We start from the raw sequence: 18,917 nt of genomic DNA, 5'->3' as shown, positions 1-18,917 counted from the left end.
ACCGCGTCAGGCCGCATTCCAGCTTGAACTACGAAACCCCGGAAGCGTTCAGCAAGAAAGCAGCAACAACTTTATCAACCGGAGCTATCCCAAGTTAGCGTGGTCCGAAAAAACCGGGCAGGTCACTGTGCTGCTGCATCCGACAAGGCCTTGGCGATTTCCTCGGCTGCCTTCAATTTGCCTTGTGCCTCCTGCGTATCTAGCTGGGTCGATACTGCACCGTTGCGCTGCGAAGTTGAAACGAACATGTCGCGCTTGGCGCGCAGCGTGCTCCATGCATCGGTCGCCAATTCAAAGCCGGTGCCTCGAAAGCTACCGCGTATATTGCCGTTGTGGCGGAGCAGATAGCCGACGTTCAGCTGGCTTGCAGAATAGGAAGCGGCAACTGCCTGGCGCAACTGCCCCGGTGTGTCGTCGACCATCCATGCGTTGAACCCACCTGCCGCATATTCTTTTGTCCTGATGCCGGACAAGGCGCCCGGATGATTGTCGGCGCCGTGGAAGGGTGGGGCGTCGGCCCCGTTATACAACCGGCCGGTGACGACGGGGCGATCAATGTCGCCGGCGATGAATTCGATGCAGACTTCCTGCCCGATGCGTGGAACGAAATGCGATCCCCAGTTTGCTCCGGCCGCTGGTTCAGCGACGCGAATCCAGGTTCCAGCTGTCTCGTTGCCGGGAGCATTCGAGAGTGTTGGATGCAAGAGCTGCCCGGAGACGGATTTGTCTCCCCGTTGCCAGGGGAACTGGACCTTGATTCGATGATCCCGCTCGGTGGTGATTTCTGAGTTCAAATGATGTATTCATGCACACCTTTTACGTCAAACAGGCTGGGCCGGGTCCCACTGCCAGATAGTGGCTCCATAATCAGAGTCGATCGTTGGCATCTTCTCTCCTTCCTTGAAGTGGCGGCCTGAACTGGACTGAGCAGGAGTGAACCAGTATCCCGTCTGCGGACAAGGCTTGCCGCCTTCGATGCGCAGGCGATTTTGCGTTGGCGCTACTGGCTCGTCGCTGTCATCGACTATGGCGATGTCTTCAAATTCGCCTTCGATCAGTTCGACGTAATACCATTTGCATGGGCGAGAGGTGAAGGAATTGCGAGCGATAAGACTCGGGGCTAATTCAGGTGTTTGGGAATCACCGAAGAACGAATCACTTAGCAGTCTTGGGTCATTTTTGTTGGCTTGGACAAACGCCAGCATCTTGTCTCCATCGACCCATAGGTCTTTTCTCCCAACTGTATTAAAGGCGTTAAGACCTACGTCGTTGAACGTTGCCGATTCAATTAACTCACCACGACCGCCGCCGGCCCAAGCAAACTGTAGCGAGCCATGCGGATCGTCCTGCGGAATATACACGCCGGTGCGTACTGGGAGTTTCCCTGTCTCGCCTTCGATATCGGTGCGAACTTGAAATTTTGGGAGTTGCGGGAACCGCTCCTTGAACTCTTGCCAAGCTATCGAAAGATTGAAATCATCCCATCTGCTGGTACGGTAACTTTTCTGCATTGTGTTGTCGATGTAATGAGCATAGGAATAGATCGAGTCAAACATCTCATCGAACTGATTCTGCTCATCCGGAGTCGTCCACTGCATTGAATATTCAGACATTCCACGCGCACATTGATAAACCCCGGTAATCCCATAGATTTCAAATGCGCGATTGGCGATTGCTTTCGAAGTAGAAAGTTGGAAGTCCTTCAGGAATGGCCATGCGTTACTGCTCCAATTCTCTGATGTGTCACGATTTCCCCATCGTTTATCAACTAGTACCGAATCTCGATTCTGTACTTTTGCCAAATCCAGCGTTGGGTCGATAAACGTAATGAGATTGTTAACCAGCGTCTGCAAACCTTTCAAATAATCAAGCGAAGAAAAGTGATAGAGCAAGGCTGCCTGCTTCTTTTGCCACGGAGTGAGGACAAGTGTTTTTCTCATAGTCATTTAGCTAACTGTGTAGTTTGGCCAGGCAAGGATGGCAGGCCAACTTTATCGAGGAAACCAGTTCCTCCAAAATCTGTGTATCCCCATCCAGTCTCAAATGGTCCACTTATACTAGGATGGCTAATTTTCTCGCGGATGCCAATATAGAGACCTTTTTGTTCTTTGCTTAGTTTATTGAATTCTTCTTGACTAATAGCATCCTGTAGCCGATTTCCTTTTCCCCCTTTTTGTGTGTAATACCGCATCACATCATTTCGCGCATCGCTGCGTTCGATGTTGAAAACAATTTGTTCCCAACCACCCTCGAGAAAGTGGTCCGGCAAGTTGCCTTTAACCTGGCTGGAAGCGGGGCCGCGCCAAACCTTCAACAACTCGCCAGGCTTGATGTCATAAATTACAAACTGGCCATTGACATTCCAGTCCGGCCAAACCGCCAAATATTTGCGCCACGCGGCACGTGGATCGCGGGCATTTTGCAATTTCTGGAAAATTTCAGCGCTGACCCAGCAGTCGCTCATAGCGCGACTATTCGGGGCGAGAATTCGATATAAGCGGGCAGGTCCTTTGATTTCATCTGCAACTAACGTATGAAATGATTCGACATTCTGTTGAGTTATTCTTGGCCATCCTCGTTTGACGTAAACGTCAACCATTGCCTTGTAGTTTCCGTAGTCTGCTGGCGTCAACTTGCCACTTCCCTTACTCAACCATTCCGGTAATGAATCGGCCTTACGCATCATCATGACAGCAGCAGCCTCGGGTAATGCTCCGCGGAAGTGGACGTTATTGGCGTTTACAATGCCGCGCTGCTTTTCCAAAACCTCGCGCTCCAACCGCATGACAATGGTATCCAGCACGTCTTGCACGGGTTTAATCGCTTTCGCTAAATGTTCATTGGCCATCAAGCGGACTTCTTTTACCTGCTCAAATGCGGTTGTAGCTCTCTTGCCGACAGTAGGAACCGGGCTCACTTTATTGGCAAGGCCCTCCAGGACTCGAATGCCTTTATCAAAGGCGTCGAGCAACACCTTGATATTGACCTTGGCACGCACCGCCTTGATTTCGACCGAGAGCCATTTGAAAACTTCGTCGACCTGCAATTCGCGTAGATATTTCTGCACGTCGCGGCGGCGTAGAAATGTGATAACCCAAGTCATTGCCGCGTCCACCGCCTTGATAACTGCATTCGCCCCCATGCGCCGCACGAAGGCAAAGAAAATTTTCAATACCCCTTTCACGAGCGAGCCGAGTGTGGGAAACAGGCCAATCAAGGTCAGTGCCAGAGCTACCCATGCCCAAGTATCCTTGTAGTCTTGGATCAGCTTTTTGCAATTGGCGATAAGGTCTCGGACGTCGCATACCTGATCCACCAGCGGAATCATCGAAACGGCCGCGTCCATCACAATTTGTCCGGTGGATCGATCTTCGTTGAAGTCACCCTGAACCGCTTCCCAAAACCACACAAACGGGTTGGTGCTTGGTTCTTTTGCTTTTTCCTGGTCGTTTGTTGCCCATGCGAGTGCATCCCGCATTTGTGTGGCATTGAGCTCTGCCATTGATTTCTTCCCTGATTATTCTGTTTGCTGTTATGTGCTAGCGTTATTGAGCGTCATTCAATGCTTCCAATGGAGCTGCGTTCTTCTCTTTTTTGGCCGGTCGCGGCTTGTATAGAACTTTCTTAACTTTTTTGTTCATAACGTTTTTGTGATGTGCCTTCCCGTTCTTATCCAACGTTCCGGTTACGACGGGTCCACCTTCAAAATGGATTTCATATTCCGCTGCATCAACCCCTTCGCCTGTTTCAGGTTCGAGATAATGTAGGGCAATCCAATGGGCCGGGTCTCTCGCAGATTCGTCCGGCAGTTTCATCAAATTTGCAGCTTCGCTCTTCGCTCCAAGAAAATCATGCACAACCCCCTTGATCGAAACCGAGGCGGGACAATGGATATCGATATTCGATCCGGCAAGCTTGATGTAGCCCCCGCCTGATGCCAGCAGGACTTCCTGCTTCGCCTGCACTTTGATGCTTGCATTGCTTGATGTGACGGTGAGCGCCTTGTCCGCCAGCACATCCATCGGCCCTGTATGCGCACGTATCGATACCGGCTCTTTCGCAGCAAATACTTTCGAGCCGCCCGCATGAGTGAACAGGGACGCTGTTTTTGCAGCGGCCAGGGTCGCGGCCTGTCCTGCGGTGACGCGCGTGGTTGCTGAGGCGTTCAACGTCATGTCCTGTCCTGCGAACAGGGTTGATGACGCCGGTGTTGCCACGCTGATGCTGGCCTGGCTGTCGATCAGTGTCAGATGTTGCGCAAATTTCGGTGCCTGCTGTCCATCAACGCTGTCGTTGCCGCTGATGGTCTTGCTAAATTGCTGCAAGCCCTGCGGCGTCGATAGAGGCAGGGCGTGATGCTGTGCTGCTGCATCCGACAAGGCCTTGGCTATTTCCTCGGCTGCCTTCAATTTGCCTTGTGCCTCCTGCGTATCTAGCTGGGTCGATACTGCACCGTCGCGCTGTGAAGTTGAAACGAACATGCCGCGCTTGGCGCGCAGCGTGCTCCATGCATCGGTCGCCAGTTCAAAGCCGGTACCTCGAAAGCCGCCGCGTATATTGCCGTTGTGGCGGAGCAGATAGCCGACGTTCAGCTGGCTTGCAGAATAGGAAGCGGCAACTGCCTGGCGCAACTGCCCCGGCGTGTCGTCGACCATCCATGCGTTGAATCCACCTGCCGCATATTCTTTTGTCTTAATGCCGGACATGGCGCCCGGATGATTGTCGGCGCCGTGGAAGGGTGGGGCGTCGGCCCCGTTATACAACCGGCCGGTGACGACGGGGCGATCAATGTCGCCGGCGATGAATTCGATGCAGACTTCCTGCCCGATGCGTGGAACGAAATGCGATCCCCAGTTTGCTCCGGCCGCTGGTTCAGCGACGCGAATCCAGGTTCCAGCTGTCTCGTTGCCGGGAGCATTCGAGAGTGTTGGATGCAAGAGCTGCCCGGAGACGGATTTGTCTCCCCGTTGCCAGGGGAACTGGACCTTGATTCGATGATCCCGCTCGGTGGTGATTTCCTCGTTTTTGACACCAACGACCACGGCGACCTGGGTTCCTGGTGCTGTCGGTTTCGGATGCCAGAACGAGGGGCGAACCGGGATGCTCCGCCTGATACATGAAAAGTGGTTGCGATAGGTTCCAGCTTCGGTGTCAATGCGCGTGCCGAGCGCTTTCATGCCTGCGGAGATGTTGTTTGCTCCCTCGTGGAAAATGGACAGGACGACATATTCGCCGTCGGCATCCGGATGGCCTGAGAGAGAAAACCAGGTTCCGGTGGCCAATGCCCGTACGGAGCTTTCAGCGCGCATTGCGTGGTGTTGAAGGCCGAGAGATTCCGCGCGTGCGCGTGCTATCCGCGCACTCTCTGTATTGTCAGTAAAACGGTAGGCGCTGCCACCTTCGAATACCTCGAGCAGCGGACTGTCGCCATGCCGATTAGCGCTGTCCTCGGAGTGCGTTGCGGCGACTTTCTTGTAGTCCCAACTGCCAAGTGTCACGCTGTTTGTATGGATCCCGCTTGCGTGCGTAAAGCAGGTAATGGTGTCGTCCTTCTCGGTGGCATCCACGCGATGAAAACGAATGATTGGCTGCTCGCATGCGGGGATGCGGGCATTATCGTCAAATACAACCAGCTGGTGACGTGCATGATCGCTTTTGGTATCGCCGTGTGGTCCGCCGCTTTCGTCAGGCGAAATGGTGGAGTCTGCATGGCGGAAATAGAAGCTCAATCCTTCTTCGGCCAGGATGCGTCGGGCGAAGGCATAGTCCGTTTCTCGATACTGGATCGTCAGGGAGCGTTTCGGCAGCGCAGTGTCGACCTCGAAAAGATAATTTGCGGACGGGTAATCAAAGAAAATTTCCGCCAAGATTTCAAGGACGGTCTTGTCCTGGAACACAAAACTGTCGCGCCGAAGCGTCAGTGCGTGCATCCACGGTTCGAGGGTGAGGCCGTACCGGGCAAGACTGCCGTCTGCACCCAGCTGTTTTGCCCGCGTTACAATGCCATGGAATGCTCGGCGCTTTCCATCGGGCTGCATAACCCGCAAGCTCACCTCTTCGCCGACGATCGCCTTGAGTTCGAAGGCTGCCGATGTCGCAATGCAGTCGATGTCAAAGCGGAAGAGATCAGACATTTCCTCGCGTCCCGAGAATCGCTCGACGGCCAGGGCACCGGGGCCTAACGATGTTTCAAGCGAAAACAGGCGCGCATGTTGAGAAAGACTTTGCAAAAACGCCTGCCGGCCAGTGCCTGTGGCGGCTTGCACGGCATGATTGGACGTGGCTGGGTTGTCGACGACTCTGGACATCTTGTCTGCAGTTGGCATTGGGGTGGAGCTCAGGGCAGGCTGATCGTGATATGGGCAAGCTTCGGTGCGATTTTGACGACGTCAAAGTAATTTCCGAGCATGCCGTTGGTATGGCGAACCAGTAACCAGTTCAGGGTCGCAAAAGCGGCAATGCCAAGTAGTGTCATTGCTGCTCCAATAATCCACATCGGAACTTCTGCCTTCATCATGTGTTTGACGCTGTCAGGCGATTTCCAGTGCGGAGCAAATTGGGCCCGCTTGCCCTTGAGGTGGGCAATTTCCTTGTCAAGCGTGGCAATCAGGTAATTGAGTTTTTCCTTGCCTTCCAGAGCGTACTTTCCCTGGAATCCGGAAAGCAAACACATGTAGAACACTTCCAATGTTTGGACACTGGCTTGTCCGCGATGCCGAACGTACTCAAGCTCCTTGTAGAAGTTTTCACCAGCGAGTTGATCGCCGAACAGGATTAGCTGCAAAGGGGCGCGCTCCCATACGTCTCGAATCGCGAGATCCGAGGAGAGGATGCTCTCATCAAGCGCCGCGCAGAAGGCATATTTGGCGGCGTAGACGTCTTCCGCCGACGCATTCAACCGACGCGCATTACGTTCGAAACAGTCAAGCAGACGGCGTACCTGCGACGTGAAGTTTTCCGCGTCCGAGGGAGCGTATCTGTTCTTCAGCAGCAATAGCAGGTAAAACCCGTCATGCATGAGTTCGGCAAGTGTGCGCGCCTGGTGCTGATCCTGGCGCAACGGCACATTGTCGCTGTACAGAGACGGGGCTTGCGCTATCGGGGTAAGCGTATCGGAAGTCATGGTGGCTCTCATTGCATGATGGCGAAAAGTTCAAGCTTCAGAGTCTTGAAGCCTGCAGGGGCATAAATCATGATGGCGCTTGCCGCGATCATGCGTTCGTACAACGCGCCGTGCGGCTCGACGGAGAAGTAGTAACAGCCTGGACGCACAGGGATGGACGCGGGCACTTGCGGCGCCGACATCAGGCGGACGCCGGGCATGGCAGAGGAAACCATCTTTTCAACATCATCCGGCGCGCCGATCTTGATACGCTGGGGAACCGTTTCGACCAGTTCTGCGGGCGGCATGTCGGCTGCGACAGAAAGGTAGTAAGACGCGTTGCTAGTGAGCTTTTCGGAATCGAGTCTGCCGAGATGGAATGCGGGCTTCACTTCGGTCAGCGCGATCGAGAAATAGCGCGACGAGATCACGGTTTCAAGCAGCTCACGAATGATGCGGTCCAGCTTGACGAACTCCGGCCCAGGTTCGGTATGGTTATAGGCTGGCAGATCGCCCAGGCCGTACGCCTTCGAGAAGGTGAGCAACTGGCCGGCCAGCTTCAGCATTTCGTGAAAGAGGCGTTCCGGGTGCAGCGCAGGATGCTGGAACAGATGCTGCAAGGATGAATACGCCGAATTCACCGTATGGAGCAGCCAGAAAGATGCAATGTCGCCGGAACGGAACTCGAGGATATTCTGCGACGGCTCACGGTGGTATCCGTACAGGGCTTGTGCCTTCGCCTGGAGGATCTCCATGAGGCGACGCAGAATCCTGAAGAGCTCGGGGGAAGCGCGAACGCTCAGCACCGGCGGCACGAAAGCGGGATCGAATTCGTAGCCGCCGGAGCCGTTAGGACGTACCCGCGCAATTGGCAAGCTGACGTACTGTTCCCGGTTGTCTCTTCCCGACAGCAGGCGGAGGGACTTTTTCAGGACTGTCAAACCGGACTCGATGGCGTTCGTATAGAGGTCAGGCGCCTGCTCTTCATGCTGGCTGTAGCGGCATGCCTGTGACGGCCCATCGACTTTTGTGCAAAAGTTCGGACCAGCCTGCCGTAGATAGGGAAGCCCGACATGGAATACGAGGCTGTTCCCGAGGTCTTCAATCGATCCAAGATTGATCGCCTCCGGCAAGTCGTCACCGTCGGGAGCATTGATCATTTCGCCGTCCGGCAGGATGCCGCGGATGGCATTCAGGCGCAAGGTGCCCGTCGCCAGCGCATCGTGATCGAAACTAAGTGTTGTGATGCCCCAGAGGTAAGGGTGCGCCGCCCGCCCCAGCTCAATCAACCGGTTTTCATGATAGAGATCTTGCCGCTGAAAATGCTGGGGGCGCAAGAACAGGCCTTCGCCCCAGAGGATTTTTGCTGAATTGGTCATCGTTAGGATTGAATGGAAGATGGATGGTGATCATTGGCATCGGCTTGCCGAAAGCAGGGAACTCTCGCTCAAGGTCGTCCCCACAGGGGCAAGCGTCGTTGCGGTAAGAGCACAGGTATGCGCTCCAATTCTGATTGCCTCTCCCTTGGGCGCCCCGGTCGGAAAAACGAGGCGCCAGCGATTGGCATACGGAGTACGGAACAGGACGACAACACCAAGATATGGAGCGTCCCCTGGCATCTTCTCCTCGATCTCCGTTATTTTCCCGGGCAGTAATGTCACTTCCTTAACTTCAATGACCTCCCCACCGAATGTGCGTTTCTCCAAGTCCGGGGTGCTGAAATAGACATACGGGGCGACCAAGAAAGCATTGATGGCTTTCAGCTTGTAGATCCTTGCCACTGTCGGCAGGCCTTTGCCGTCCTCGCCCGCATTAAGGTCTTTTGCCGCTTCAATCTTCACATTGAGCGTACGCGTTGACCCACTCTGTTCCGGGTTCTTGATGCCGATCGCCGCCAAGGCTATTTCCGTCACTGAAGTGGGCGCGGTGTCGCCGGAAGTTCCGCATGAAGCGAGAAAAAAACACAAGCTGATCGTGAGGCGAAGTTGATTTGCCGACCTGCGCACGCGACAGAGACGATCGTCTGCCAACTGCACGCTTCTTGCCGGTTGCGATCCATTGGAATGAAAAAGGCAGGCTGTCTTGTCACGGTGTCGCAAGGTCATAACACGAGAAAAATGTCATAAAAACAATTGGCAAAACTACAATCATTCGGCTAGTATATCCGACGAGTTGCAATATTGCTAATTTAATCGAGGCAACTATTAGCGTAACGCCGGGTTCGTTCGTATTTCAAAACGGATCTTTTGATGGCGTTTTACCGAGATGCGTTTTGAAAGGAGGAACTGTGGACTACGATGAGATTTCTGCAAAGCTACATAGGGCGCGATATGGACGACGCCTGGTTCTATGCGCGTTCGCGCTGTCATTTGCCCTGTTCGGTGCTGGCTGCGCCACGACTGATTCCGGCGCCGAAGTGGACAGGAATGCAATGGGAACGCTTCTCCAAGATGCCGAGAATCAACTTGCTGCTGGGCAGCATGAAAAGGCAATCGACGTCCTGAGTGATGCTGCAAAGAAGCACCCGACAAGCGCACTGCCGTGGCTAAAAACCGCCAATATCTGGTTCGAAAAAGGCAACTATCCCTCCACGATTTTTGCTGCAAATGAAGCGCTGCAGCGCGATAGCGGGAATCAGGAGGCAAAAAGCCTCCTGGTGGTTGCGGGCCTGAGAGTGGCCGCTGGAGCTGTCACCGAGCTGAGACCCACTTCATCGGTCAATGCAACGACTCGCGTTGAAGCGGAGAACCTCACCAATTCCCTGCGCAGTGCCTTGGGCGAGAAGGTGCTGGTGCCGTCAGCGGCGGGAAAAGCAGGACGTCCGGCGCCTCGCCCGAAGCGCAGGGCAGCGGTTCCTGCGCAACGTTCTGATCAAGCTGATGCGACCGTTCCTGTAGCGGCAGCGATAAAGCAAGCAGCACCAGACATTACCTCGTCGGACCCATTCAAGTCCCTGAAATAAGCCACCTCTTCATATCCGAAAATCGTCATTTAAGGAAACGAACATGTCCAAAAAAGAGAGCGTGCAGAAAAAGCTGCAGCGCATACGTCCACCGCGAGTTCAACTGACCTATGACGTGGAGATCGGTGATGCGATTGAGCAGAAGGAAATTCCCTTCGTCGTTGGCGTTATGGGCGATTTTGCCGGCAATTCCGAAGTCCCGAATCCGAAGCTGAAAGACCGCAAGTTCGTCAACGTTGATCTCGACAATTTCGACGATGTGATGAAAGGCGTCGAGCCGCGCGCCGTTTATCGGGTGAAGAACACGCTGAGCGAGAAAGGTGGCGAATTTGCCGTCGAACTTAAGTTCCGGTCCATCGAAGATTTTCGACCGGAGGCTGTTGTAGAGCAGGTAGAGCCGCTGCGAAAGCTGCTCGATGCACGTAGCAAGCTTTCGGATCTGCGAAACAAGCTCGCCGGTAACGACAAGCTTGAGGACGTCCTCAGCGAGGTGCTCGCGAATACGGAGAACGTGCGTCGTCTGGGCGATGAAACCCGGAACAAGGAGGATTGATATGGGAGCACAGGCACAAGCATTGGACACCGGGGCGGTTCTTGCGACAGAGAGCTTGCTGGACAAGGTAGTCAACGAAAGCAAAGTGGCGCGTTCCGATGCGGAGCGAGTGCGGGCCAAAGACCTGATTGGGGAGCTGGTTTCGCAGGTGCTGGACGGCACCGTCGTCATTTCGGCCAACTTGTCTGCGACATTGGACGCGCGCGTTGCGGAGCTGGATGCGCTGATTTCGGCACAGCTGAGTGAAATCATGCATGCACCCGAATTCCAGCGCATGGAAAGCACATGGCGCGGCTTGCATTACCTGTGCAAGCACACGTCGACGGGTGAAATGATGAAGATCAAGATGCTCAATGCCCCGAAAAAGGACCTTGTTCGGGATTTCAACAATGCGATCGACTTCGACCAGAGCGCATTGTTCAAGAAAGTCTATGAAGAGGAATTTGGCACCTTTGGCGGCGCCCCGTTTGGTGCGCTCATTGGCGATTACGAGATCACCCGCCAGCCGGAAGACATGTATTTCATCGAACAGATGTCCCATGTCGCAGCCGCTGCACACGCGCCATTCATTTCTTCCGCGTCGCCGGAGTTGCTCGGGCTGGATTCTTTCTCGGATCTCGGAAAGCCCCGCGATATGGCAAAAGTCTTCGATACGCTGGAATACGCCAAATGGAAATCTTTCCGTGAGTCGGAGGATTCCCGATATGTGGGGCTTGCCATTCCGCGTTTCCTCGGGCGGATGCCTTACCACCCCAAGGAAGGAACCGTGGTCGAAGGCTTCAACTTCGTTGAGGACGTGGATGGCACCGACCACAGCAAATATCTTTGGATTAATAGTGCGTATGCATTTGCAGCGCGCCTCACCAGTGCGTTCGAGCATTTTGGCTGGTGTGCAGCGATTCGCGGTGTCGAAGGCGGCGGTCTGGTCGAGGACCTGCCGACGCATACCTTCAAAACCGACGACGGTGAAGTCGCCCTGAAATGCCCGACCGAGATCGCCATTACCGACCGCCGTGAGAAAGAGCTGAGCGATTTGGGATTCATCCCGCTGGTGCACTGCAAGAACACGGACTACGCAGCCTTCTTTGGAGCCCAGTCTGTGCAACGCGCAAAGAAATACAACACCGATGCGGCGAATGCCAATGCCGTTCTCTCGACGCAGCTGCAGTACATCTTCGCGTCCTGCCGGATTGCACATTATCTGAAGTCGATGATGCGGGACAAGATCGGCAGCTTTGCGGCGGCATCCAACGTTGAACACTTCCTCAACAATTGGCTGGCGCAATACGTGGTGATGGACGACTCGGCTTCGCAGGAGGTCAAGGCCCAATACCCGCTGCGCGAAGCATCTGTCCAGGTGTCAGAAGTGCCTGGCAGGCCGGGTGTTTACCGTGCGGTGACGTTTCTGCGGCCACATTTCCAGCTGGACGAATTAAGCGTGTCCTTGCGCCTGGTCGCCGAGTTGCCGCAGTCGGCAAAGGCGTAGTCTTTTATCTGCGGCAGTTGCAATCTAGTCAGCACGCAAGCGTGCGTTTTTTAAGGAGCTATGAAGCATGAAAGATATCTACCTGAAGTTTGAGGGTGGCGATACCAAGATCGAAGGTGAGTCGCGCGACGAAGGCCATCCAAAATGGCTTGAGGCATTGTCGTGGAACCATATGATTCGCCAGCCGAAGTCGGCGACGGCCAGCACCTCCGGCGGCCATACGGCGGAGCGTTGCGAGCATGGCGACATGATCTTCACCAAGGACATCGATTCGACCAGTCCATCGCTGTGGCTCGCCTGCAGCCAAGGTGACACCTATAACAAGGTCACGATCGAATTCATGCGCGCCAGCGGCAAGGACAAGGTGAAATACCTCGAGATTGTCCTGAACCATGTGATCGTATCTTCGGTAACGCCGTCCGTTCGCGAGGAAGGCTTGCCGACCGAAACCGTTGCACTGAAGTACGCTTCCGTGAAGTGGACTTACACGGTGCAGGGCATCGACGGCAAGAAGGGCGGCAGCAACCCACAGATGTGGAGTCTTGCAAAGAACAAGGCTACGGAAGCGGTGTAACTCCCAATCCAGCCTTCCTTCACGTGATTGCGGCGAGCGCCATTCGCCGCAATTTTCGCTTCAACTTCGTTCCGATCAGATCGCATGACCTCCAGTGCTTTGTTTTCCAAAGCGAAATATCCACCAACTTTGTTCGATCGCCTTGCGGACGATGCACCGCGCGAACGGGAAGAGAAGCAACCGCTCAGGCTGATTACGGCGGAGCAATTGAAAGAGTCGGTGGCCAAGGATCTGGAAGCGCTGTTGAATTCCCGTTGCGCCTATGGGCCTGATGTTTTCTCAGGCTTTCCGGAAACCCTGCGTTCGATGTGCAGTTATGGCATGCATGATTTTGTTGGCCTGAGCCTTGCCAATCCCGCCGACCGCAACCATATCTGCCGCTCGCTTGAGCGCACCATTGACACGCATGAGCGCCGACTGCGGCAGGTGCATGTTTCGCTGGAGTTGGAGGAGGGCGCTGTCAACAGGCTGAAGTTTGCCATCCACGCGCTGCTGATCGTTCACCCATCCACCGAGCCGGTTTTTTTTGACGCCTTATTGCAGCCGTCAACGCTGCAATACTCTGTCAGCAAAGGCAGGCGTGCCGCTTCTTCCTGAACAATCATGGATGCATTGCTGCCCTATTACGAGCGGGAGCTAACCTATCTCAGGCGGTTGTCGCATGACTTCGCGAAGCAGTATCCCAAAGTCGCGGGTCGTCTTCTGCTGTCCGGAGAGACGTGCGAAGACCCGCATATCGAACGCCTGGTTGAGTCCTTTGCGTTCCTCGCCGGACGTATCCACAAGAAGCTCGACGACGAATTGCCGGAGGTCACCGACTCGCTGTTGCAGGTGGTCTATCCGCAATACCTTCGCCCGTTCCCTTCCGTTTCAATTGCGCATTTCGACGCTGGCGGCGCCTCGGCCCAGCTCACCGCCGCGGTGCGCATACCGAGAGGGACGACGCTGAACACCCGCGCGGTACGAGGAGCACCGTGCAAGTTCCGTACGGCGTTCGACGTCGATATCTGGCCGATCACTATCACTAAGGCGGCGCATGAAAGCGTTTTCGGTACCGATGGGCTTCGCAGCGCATTGGTGAGTGCTGTCGGCTCCGTTGTACGCATTGACTTGAGCTGTCAGTCCGAGTCGACCGGATTTGACAAGCTGGGCATTGGAAAGCTTCGCGTCTTCATGAACGGGGACCCGTCAGTGATCGCGTTATTGCGGGAAGCGCTTTTCTTAAAGGCAGTCGGCGTGTGGATCGCGTTCCCAACGAGTTCGCTCAAGATCGAACTGCCGAAGACGGCCATCACTCCGGCCGGCTTTGGAGAGAACGAGACGCTGCTGGAACAGGACGCACGAACCAGCAGCGCTTACCAGCTGCTGCTCGAGTATCTCGCGTTCCCGGAGAAATTCAACTTTTTCGACCTCGACCTGAGCGTCCCGAAGGGCAAGTTTCCGCCCAATACTCGCCATATCGAGATCCGAATCGGTGTGGGCGGCACGCAGGACTCGTCGGAAAACCTGCTTGAACGGATCGGCAAGGACAATTTCGTTCTTGGATGCACACCGATCATCAACCTGTTCAGCCAAAAGCCGGAGCCGATCCGAGTCGCCCATACTGCCAGCAGTTACCCGATCATCGTCGACAGCCGGCGTCCGCATGCGTATGAAATCTATGACATCAGGCGTGTGTATCGGGTTCGGCAAAGCGCTGAGGGCGAGGACATTGCGGAATTTCGCCCCTTTTTCTCGCTTCGGCACGGGGAGCCGCATGAAGGGCATGCCCGCTACTGGCATGCGAGCCATGTTGGTGACGATTGCGACGACAAGTACACGATGGAATTGTCCCTCGTTGATCCTGACATGCGCGTGGACCAACCGGAAGCGAATACCCTGAGTCTGGATTTGATCTGCACGAACCGTGACCTGCCGTCACAGCTTCCATTCGGCCTCCTGGACGGCGATCTTTTCATGGAAGGCGGCTCTATCGCGAAGACCATCAGGATGCTGCGCAAACCCACGCCGAGTTATCGCTTTCCACGGGGACGCTGGGCCCATTGGCGGTTGATTTCCCATCTTTCGCTTAACCACTTGTCCCTGTCCGGCCAAGGTGTTGACGCCATTCGGGAAGTGCTGTCCCTGCATGACATTTCCCGTTCAAACGCCAACGCACGCCAGATCGGCGGGATTGTCGGGATCGAGCACCGCTCTTCAACCGCGAGACTGCAGGGAAATCCGTTTCCTTCGTTTGTTCGCGGAATTGAAATTCGGATGACTATCGATGAAACGCACTATGCGGGAATCGGGCTGTCCACGTTCGTTCAGATCCTCGATCGTTTCTTTGGTTTATATGTCCACACCAACAGTTTTACCCGGCTGACGATCGTATCTCATCAGTCAGGAGAGGAGTTGATTAAATGCCCGCCCAGAAACGGCGCCTCGATCCTGGCCTGATTCAGCGCTTGCAAGAAGAACCTTACCGCTTCGAGTTCTTTCAGGCGGTAAGGACGCTCCTGGCGCACCATCGAAAGCACACTGAAAGCCAACCGTCTGACGTGCTTGGCCGAACCATCCGTTTCCGCAATTCCGTTTCTCTCTCGTTCCCCGCAAGTGAAATTGAATCGCTCGACATCGAATGGGCAAAGGGGGATGTGGAAGAACACGCGGCCATCGTACCTGGAACAGGGGAGGGGGCGACAGCTGCATTCAGCGGCGTCACTCTGGTGCCGGCATTCATGGGCTTGACAGGGCCGTCCGGTGTGCTTCCCCGACATTACACACAGCATGTCGCGGAGCGGGAGATGTATCACCGGGACGGTGCCACACGAGCGTTTCTCGACATTTTTACCAGCCGTGCGGTCGCATTGTTCTACCGGAGCTGGCTCAAATACCGGCCACATTTTCAATACGAAGCGGACCGGAAGAACGGCTTTCTCCCTATGGTGCTCGACCTTGCCGGCCTCGGCCTGCGGGGGGCAAGCGAGCGGTTGGTAAAGAACGGCAAGGGCGTGGCGGAAGAATCGCTCGCGTACTACGCAAGTGCTCTACGAAGCCGGCCGCAATCTGTCGCGTGGTTCTCACATGTCGTGTCGGATTATTTTGGCGTTCCCTGTGTCGCGGAGCAATTTGTCGGCCAGTGGTTTGAACTGCCCAAGCATGAACGTTCTTATCTGGGAAACGCAAACTGCACACTCGGTCAGACCAGTCTTTGTGGCGGTCGGGTATGGGACCGGCAGTCGAAGGTGCGACTCGTGATCGGACCGGTACGGCGTCCCCAGTTTGATGATTTCCTGCCGGGAGGTGATGCATTCCATGGTCTTGGTCGATTCTTCCGGTTGATGGTCGGCGTGACCTTTGACTGCGAAGTACAGCTCATTCTCGACAGGCGGGATATTGCACCGGCGCGCCTCGATTCCCGATCGAATGCGACCGGGCTGGGATGGAATGCATGGTTCAGGCCTGCGGATAGCCCTGTCGATTCCCGCGACACCACATTCCTCATCAAGGCAACTGACCAGACCGATTGAATCAATTCTCTCACTTGAAAACATGACAGCGAACTTGAAAATCCTCATTGGTAAACTGAACCCCACTTGCAAGGCGGCTGCGGAAAAAGCGATCAACCATTGCCTCACGCGCGGACAGTATGAAGTTGATCTGGAACACTTGTTCCTCGCCCTGCTGGAAGACAGGCGAAGCGACTTCGCGCTTCTTGCACGTCATTACGACATTAGTGCGGGCGCACTGGAAAAGGACTTTTTGAATGAAATTAACGGGTTCAAGACGGGTAATACCCGGACGCCCGTTTTTTCCATCCACCTGCCGAAGCTCTTTCAGCATGCATGGCTCCTGGCTTCGCTTGAAAACCAGAGTACAAACATTCGCAGCGCGCATCTGTTGCTGGCGCTGCTTACCGAGCCCGACCTGGCACAACTCGCGTTTCGTGGATCCAAGCTGTTTGTTCAATTTGCGGTGGATGAACTGAAACATCGACTGGCTGAACTGACCGGTGGTTTTCCCGAATCCGGAGAATCCGTGAGGCAGGTGCACCCGGCCGAAGCCGGCGCGGGAATGGCGCAGGACAGTAGTGTTTCACATGCAGGGCGAACTCCTGCACTGGACCAGTTCACCAACAATCTGACGCAATTGGCGCGGGACGGAAAAATCGATCCCGTGATCGGGCGCGACGCCGAAATCCGCCAGGCAATCGACATCCTGATGCGGCGGCGCCAGAACAATCCCATCCTTACCGGCGAAGCAGGGGTGGGCAAGACGGCGGTTGTGGAAGGGCTCGCGCAGCGGATTGCTGACGGGAATGTGCCAACGCCCCTCGCCGGGGTGGAGTTGCGCGTGCTCGACCTTGGATTGCTGCAGGCGGGCGCCAGCGTCAAAGGGGAGTTCGAGAACCGGCTCCGGAACGTTATTGAAGAAGTGAAGCGCAGCCCGCATCCGATCATCCTTTTTATTGACGAGGCGCACACCATGATCGGAGCAGGCGGGCAGGCCGGCCAGAACGACGCGGCCAACCTGTTGAAACCGGCTCTGGCGCGCGGCGAGCTGCGCATGATTGCCGCCACCACATGGGGTGAGTACAAAAAATACTTCGAGAAGGACGCAGCACTCGCTCGTCGGTTCCAGGTGGTGAAAGTCGAGGAACCGTCGGAGGCGGTGGCATGTTGCATGCTCCGCAGCCTTGCAGCAAAAATGGAGCAACACTTCAATGTGCGCGTCCTGGAAGAGGCGATTATTGAAGCGGTCCGTTTGTCCTCCCGCTATATCAGCGGACGGCAGTTGCCGGACAAGGCGATCAGCGTCCTCGACACCGCCTGTGCACGCGTCGCGCTTGCGCAAGCGTCTCCGCCTGCCGTGATCGAAGATGGGCGTCGCCTCGACACCGCGCTTTCCGAGGAAATCGCGTCACTCGAAAAGGAAGTGTCTGCTGGACATTCACATAGGGGACGCCTGAAGGAATTGTGCAGCCTGCGTGGCGAGAACCGCGCGCGTTTGCAACAGGACGAGGCGCGCTGGGAGAAGGAAAGAGAGTTAGTCCGGCAAATCCAGGATTTGCGAAGAGGGATCGAGGGGACTGCTAACCACGAAGCAGAAAGCAGAGAGCCGACAGCAGCTTTTTTGGATGGAAAAGCTAGCGCCGATTCCGGCCGGCAGTTGCAGGAACTGGCGGCATTACAGGAGGAGCTTCGCTTGTTGCAAGGCGAGTATCCGCTCATGCCGGTCTGCGTGGATGGGCGGATCGTTGGCGAGATCGTGTCGGGGTGGACCGGGATTCCACTTGGGAAAATGGTGAAGGATGAGATCAAGACCGTCCTGAACCTCAAGCCGTTGCTCGAGGAGCGCGTCGTCGGCCAGCCTCATGCACTGGAACAGTTGGCGCAACGTATACGCACGGCCCGTGCCAACATCGAGGATCCCAACAAGCCCAAGGGCGTCTTCTTGTTTGTTGGCCCTTCCGGCGTCGGAAAGACGGAAACCGCTTTGGCGCTCGCCGAGATTCTGTATGGAGGCGAGCGCAATCTGATTACCATCAACATGTCCGAATATCAGGAGGCGCATTCCGTTTCGGGCTTGAAGGGATCGCCACCCGGTTACGTCGGCTATGGCGAAGGCGGGGTGCTGACCGAAGCGGTGCGCAGGAAGCCGTACAGCGTCGTTCTTCTTGACGAAGTGGAAAAAGCCCATCCTGATGTGCTGGAACTCTTCTTCCAGGTCTTTGACAAGGGCGTGATGGACGATGCGGAAGGACGGGAGGTTGACTTCCGCAATACCGTCATCATCCTCACTTCCAATGTCGGCACGCAAACAATCATGCAGGCATGTCTCAACAAGAGCGAGGATGACTTGCCCGACATGGATGCGCTCGCCGAAGCGATACGCCCACAACTCTTCAAGGCATTCAAGCCGGCCTTCCTCGGGCGCATGAAGGTGATTCCGTACTACCCGTTGCCCGATCCCGTCCTCGCAGACATCATTCGCCTGAAGCTGGAGCGCATCAAGAAGCGGGTGGAGCTGAATCACAAAGCAAAATTCTCGTACGGTGACGAGGTGGTCGAGGTTGTCCTCTCGCGCTGCACCGAGGTCGACTCCGGTGCGAGAAATGTCGACCACATCTTGAATGGCACGATGCTGCCCGAGATTGCAGAGACGGTGCTCGGGCGGATGGCGGAAGGCAAGGCCATCAGGAGTGTGAAGGTCGCAGTCACCGCGGATAGCGAATTTAGCTACAAGATCAACTGATTA

At 55.5% G+C, this 18,917-nt stretch carries 15 protein-coding genes; 8 read left to right on the top strand and 7 right to left on the bottom strand.

Annotated features, from left to right (window positions below; translation table 11 throughout):
- Positions 1 to 122: 122 nt before the first annotated feature.
- The 7 genes from ACYVIA_RS21610 to tssJ are packed head-to-tail and all read right to left on the bottom strand — an operon-like array spanning position 123 to position 9,207.
- Complete coding sequence (locus ACYVIA_RS21610; protein WP_460844287.1) at positions 123 to 794, bottom strand: type VI secretion system Vgr family protein; 672 nt, start codon at positions 792 to 794, stop codon at positions 123 to 125.
- A 27-nt stretch (positions 795 to 821) separates the two neighbouring features.
- Positions 822 to 1,940 carry a hypothetical protein gene (locus ACYVIA_RS21605; protein WP_460844285.1) on the bottom strand — a complete coding sequence of 373 codons (1,119 nt, stop codon included), beginning with the start codon at positions 1,938 to 1,940 and terminating at the stop codon, positions 822 to 824.
- Positions 1,941 to 1,942: 2 nt separating this feature from the next.
- The gene (locus ACYVIA_RS21600) at positions 1,943 to 3,502 is read right to left on the bottom strand and encodes a hypothetical protein (RefSeq protein WP_460844283.1); all 1,560 of its coding nucleotides are present in this window, start codon (positions 3,500 to 3,502) and stop codon (positions 1,943 to 1,945) included.
- 43 nt (positions 3,503 to 3,545) lie between these two features.
- Positions 3,546 to 6,308: a type VI secretion system Vgr family protein gene (locus ACYVIA_RS21595; protein ID WP_460844281.1), complete on the bottom strand. Its 2,763-nt coding sequence runs from the start codon at positions 6,306 to 6,308 to the stop codon at positions 3,546 to 3,548.
- A gap of 29 nt (positions 6,309 to 6,337) precedes the next feature.
- On the bottom strand, positions 6,338 to 7,099 hold the full coding sequence (gene icmH, locus ACYVIA_RS21590; protein WP_460844292.1) for a type IVB secretion system protein IcmH/DotU: 762 nt from the start codon (positions 7,097 to 7,099) through the stop codon (positions 6,338 to 6,340).
- Between the two features lie 32 nt (positions 7,100 to 7,131).
- A complete protein-coding gene (gene tssK, locus ACYVIA_RS21585) occupies positions 7,132 to 8,481 on the bottom strand; it encodes a type VI secretion system baseplate subunit TssK (protein WP_460844279.1) in 1,350 nt (449 codons plus the stop codon).
- A 30-nt stretch (positions 8,482 to 8,511) separates the two neighbouring features.
- The gene (gene tssJ, locus ACYVIA_RS21580) at positions 8,512 to 9,207 is read right to left on the bottom strand and encodes a type VI secretion system lipoprotein TssJ (RefSeq protein WP_460844277.1); all 696 of its coding nucleotides are present in this window, start codon (positions 9,205 to 9,207) and stop codon (positions 8,512 to 8,514) included.
- A gap of 182 nt (positions 9,208 to 9,389) precedes the next feature.
- Here tssJ and ACYVIA_RS21575 point away from each other — a divergent pair, with 182 nt between their 5' ends.
- The 8 genes from ACYVIA_RS21575 to tssH all read left to right on the top strand — a co-directional run bounded on the left by ACYVIA_RS21575 (position 9,390) and on the right by tssH (position 18,914).
- Positions 9,390 to 10,064, top strand: a complete 675-nt coding sequence (locus tag ACYVIA_RS21575) for a tetratricopeptide repeat protein (protein ID WP_460844275.1) — start codon at positions 9,390 to 9,392, stop codon at positions 10,062 to 10,064.
- Between the two features lie 43 nt (positions 10,065 to 10,107).
- Positions 10,108 to 10,617 carry a type VI secretion system contractile sheath small subunit gene (gene tssB / locus ACYVIA_RS21570; RefSeq protein ID WP_460844273.1) on the top strand — a complete coding sequence of 170 codons (510 nt, stop codon included), beginning with the start codon at positions 10,108 to 10,110 and terminating at the stop codon, positions 10,615 to 10,617.
- Position 10,618: 1 nt separating this feature from the next.
- On the top strand, positions 10,619 to 12,103 hold the full coding sequence (gene tssC, locus ACYVIA_RS21565; protein ID WP_460844271.1) for a type VI secretion system contractile sheath large subunit: 1,485 nt from the start codon (positions 10,619 to 10,621) through the stop codon (positions 12,101 to 12,103).
- A 67-nt stretch (positions 12,104 to 12,170) separates the two neighbouring features.
- Positions 12,171 to 12,677, top strand: coding sequence for an Hcp family type VI secretion system effector (locus ACYVIA_RS21560; RefSeq protein ID WP_460844269.1), 507 nt, complete (start codon positions 12,171 to 12,173; stop codon positions 12,675 to 12,677).
- Between the two features lie 27 nt (positions 12,678 to 12,704).
- Positions 12,705 to 13,274 (top strand): type VI secretion system baseplate subunit TssE, encoded by a 570-nt coding sequence (tssE, locus tag ACYVIA_RS21555; RefSeq protein WP_460844267.1) that lies wholly within the window; start codon positions 12,705 to 12,707, stop codon positions 13,272 to 13,274.
- Between the two features lie 6 nt (positions 13,275 to 13,280).
- The gene (gene tssF, locus ACYVIA_RS21550) at positions 13,281 to 15,116 is read left to right on the top strand and encodes a type VI secretion system baseplate subunit TssF (protein WP_460844265.1); all 1,836 of its coding nucleotides are present in this window, start codon (positions 13,281 to 13,283) and stop codon (positions 15,114 to 15,116) included.
- Entirely contained in the window at positions 15,080 to 16,189 is a 1,110-nt protein-coding gene (gene tssG, locus ACYVIA_RS21545) for a type VI secretion system baseplate subunit TssG (RefSeq protein WP_460844262.1), read from the top strand. The genes tssF and tssG overlap by 37 nt, the downstream gene beginning before the upstream one ends.
- Positions 16,190 to 16,211: 22 nt before the next feature.
- A complete protein-coding gene (tssH, locus tag ACYVIA_RS21540) occupies positions 16,212 to 18,914 on the top strand; it encodes a type VI secretion system ATPase TssH (protein ID WP_460844260.1) in 2,703 nt (900 codons plus the stop codon).
- Positions 18,915 to 18,917 lie beyond the last annotated feature (3 nt).

The sequence above is a fragment of the Noviherbaspirillum agri genome, assembly GCF_054780595.1.
This window is presented reverse-complemented; position numbering and strand designations above follow the sequence as displayed.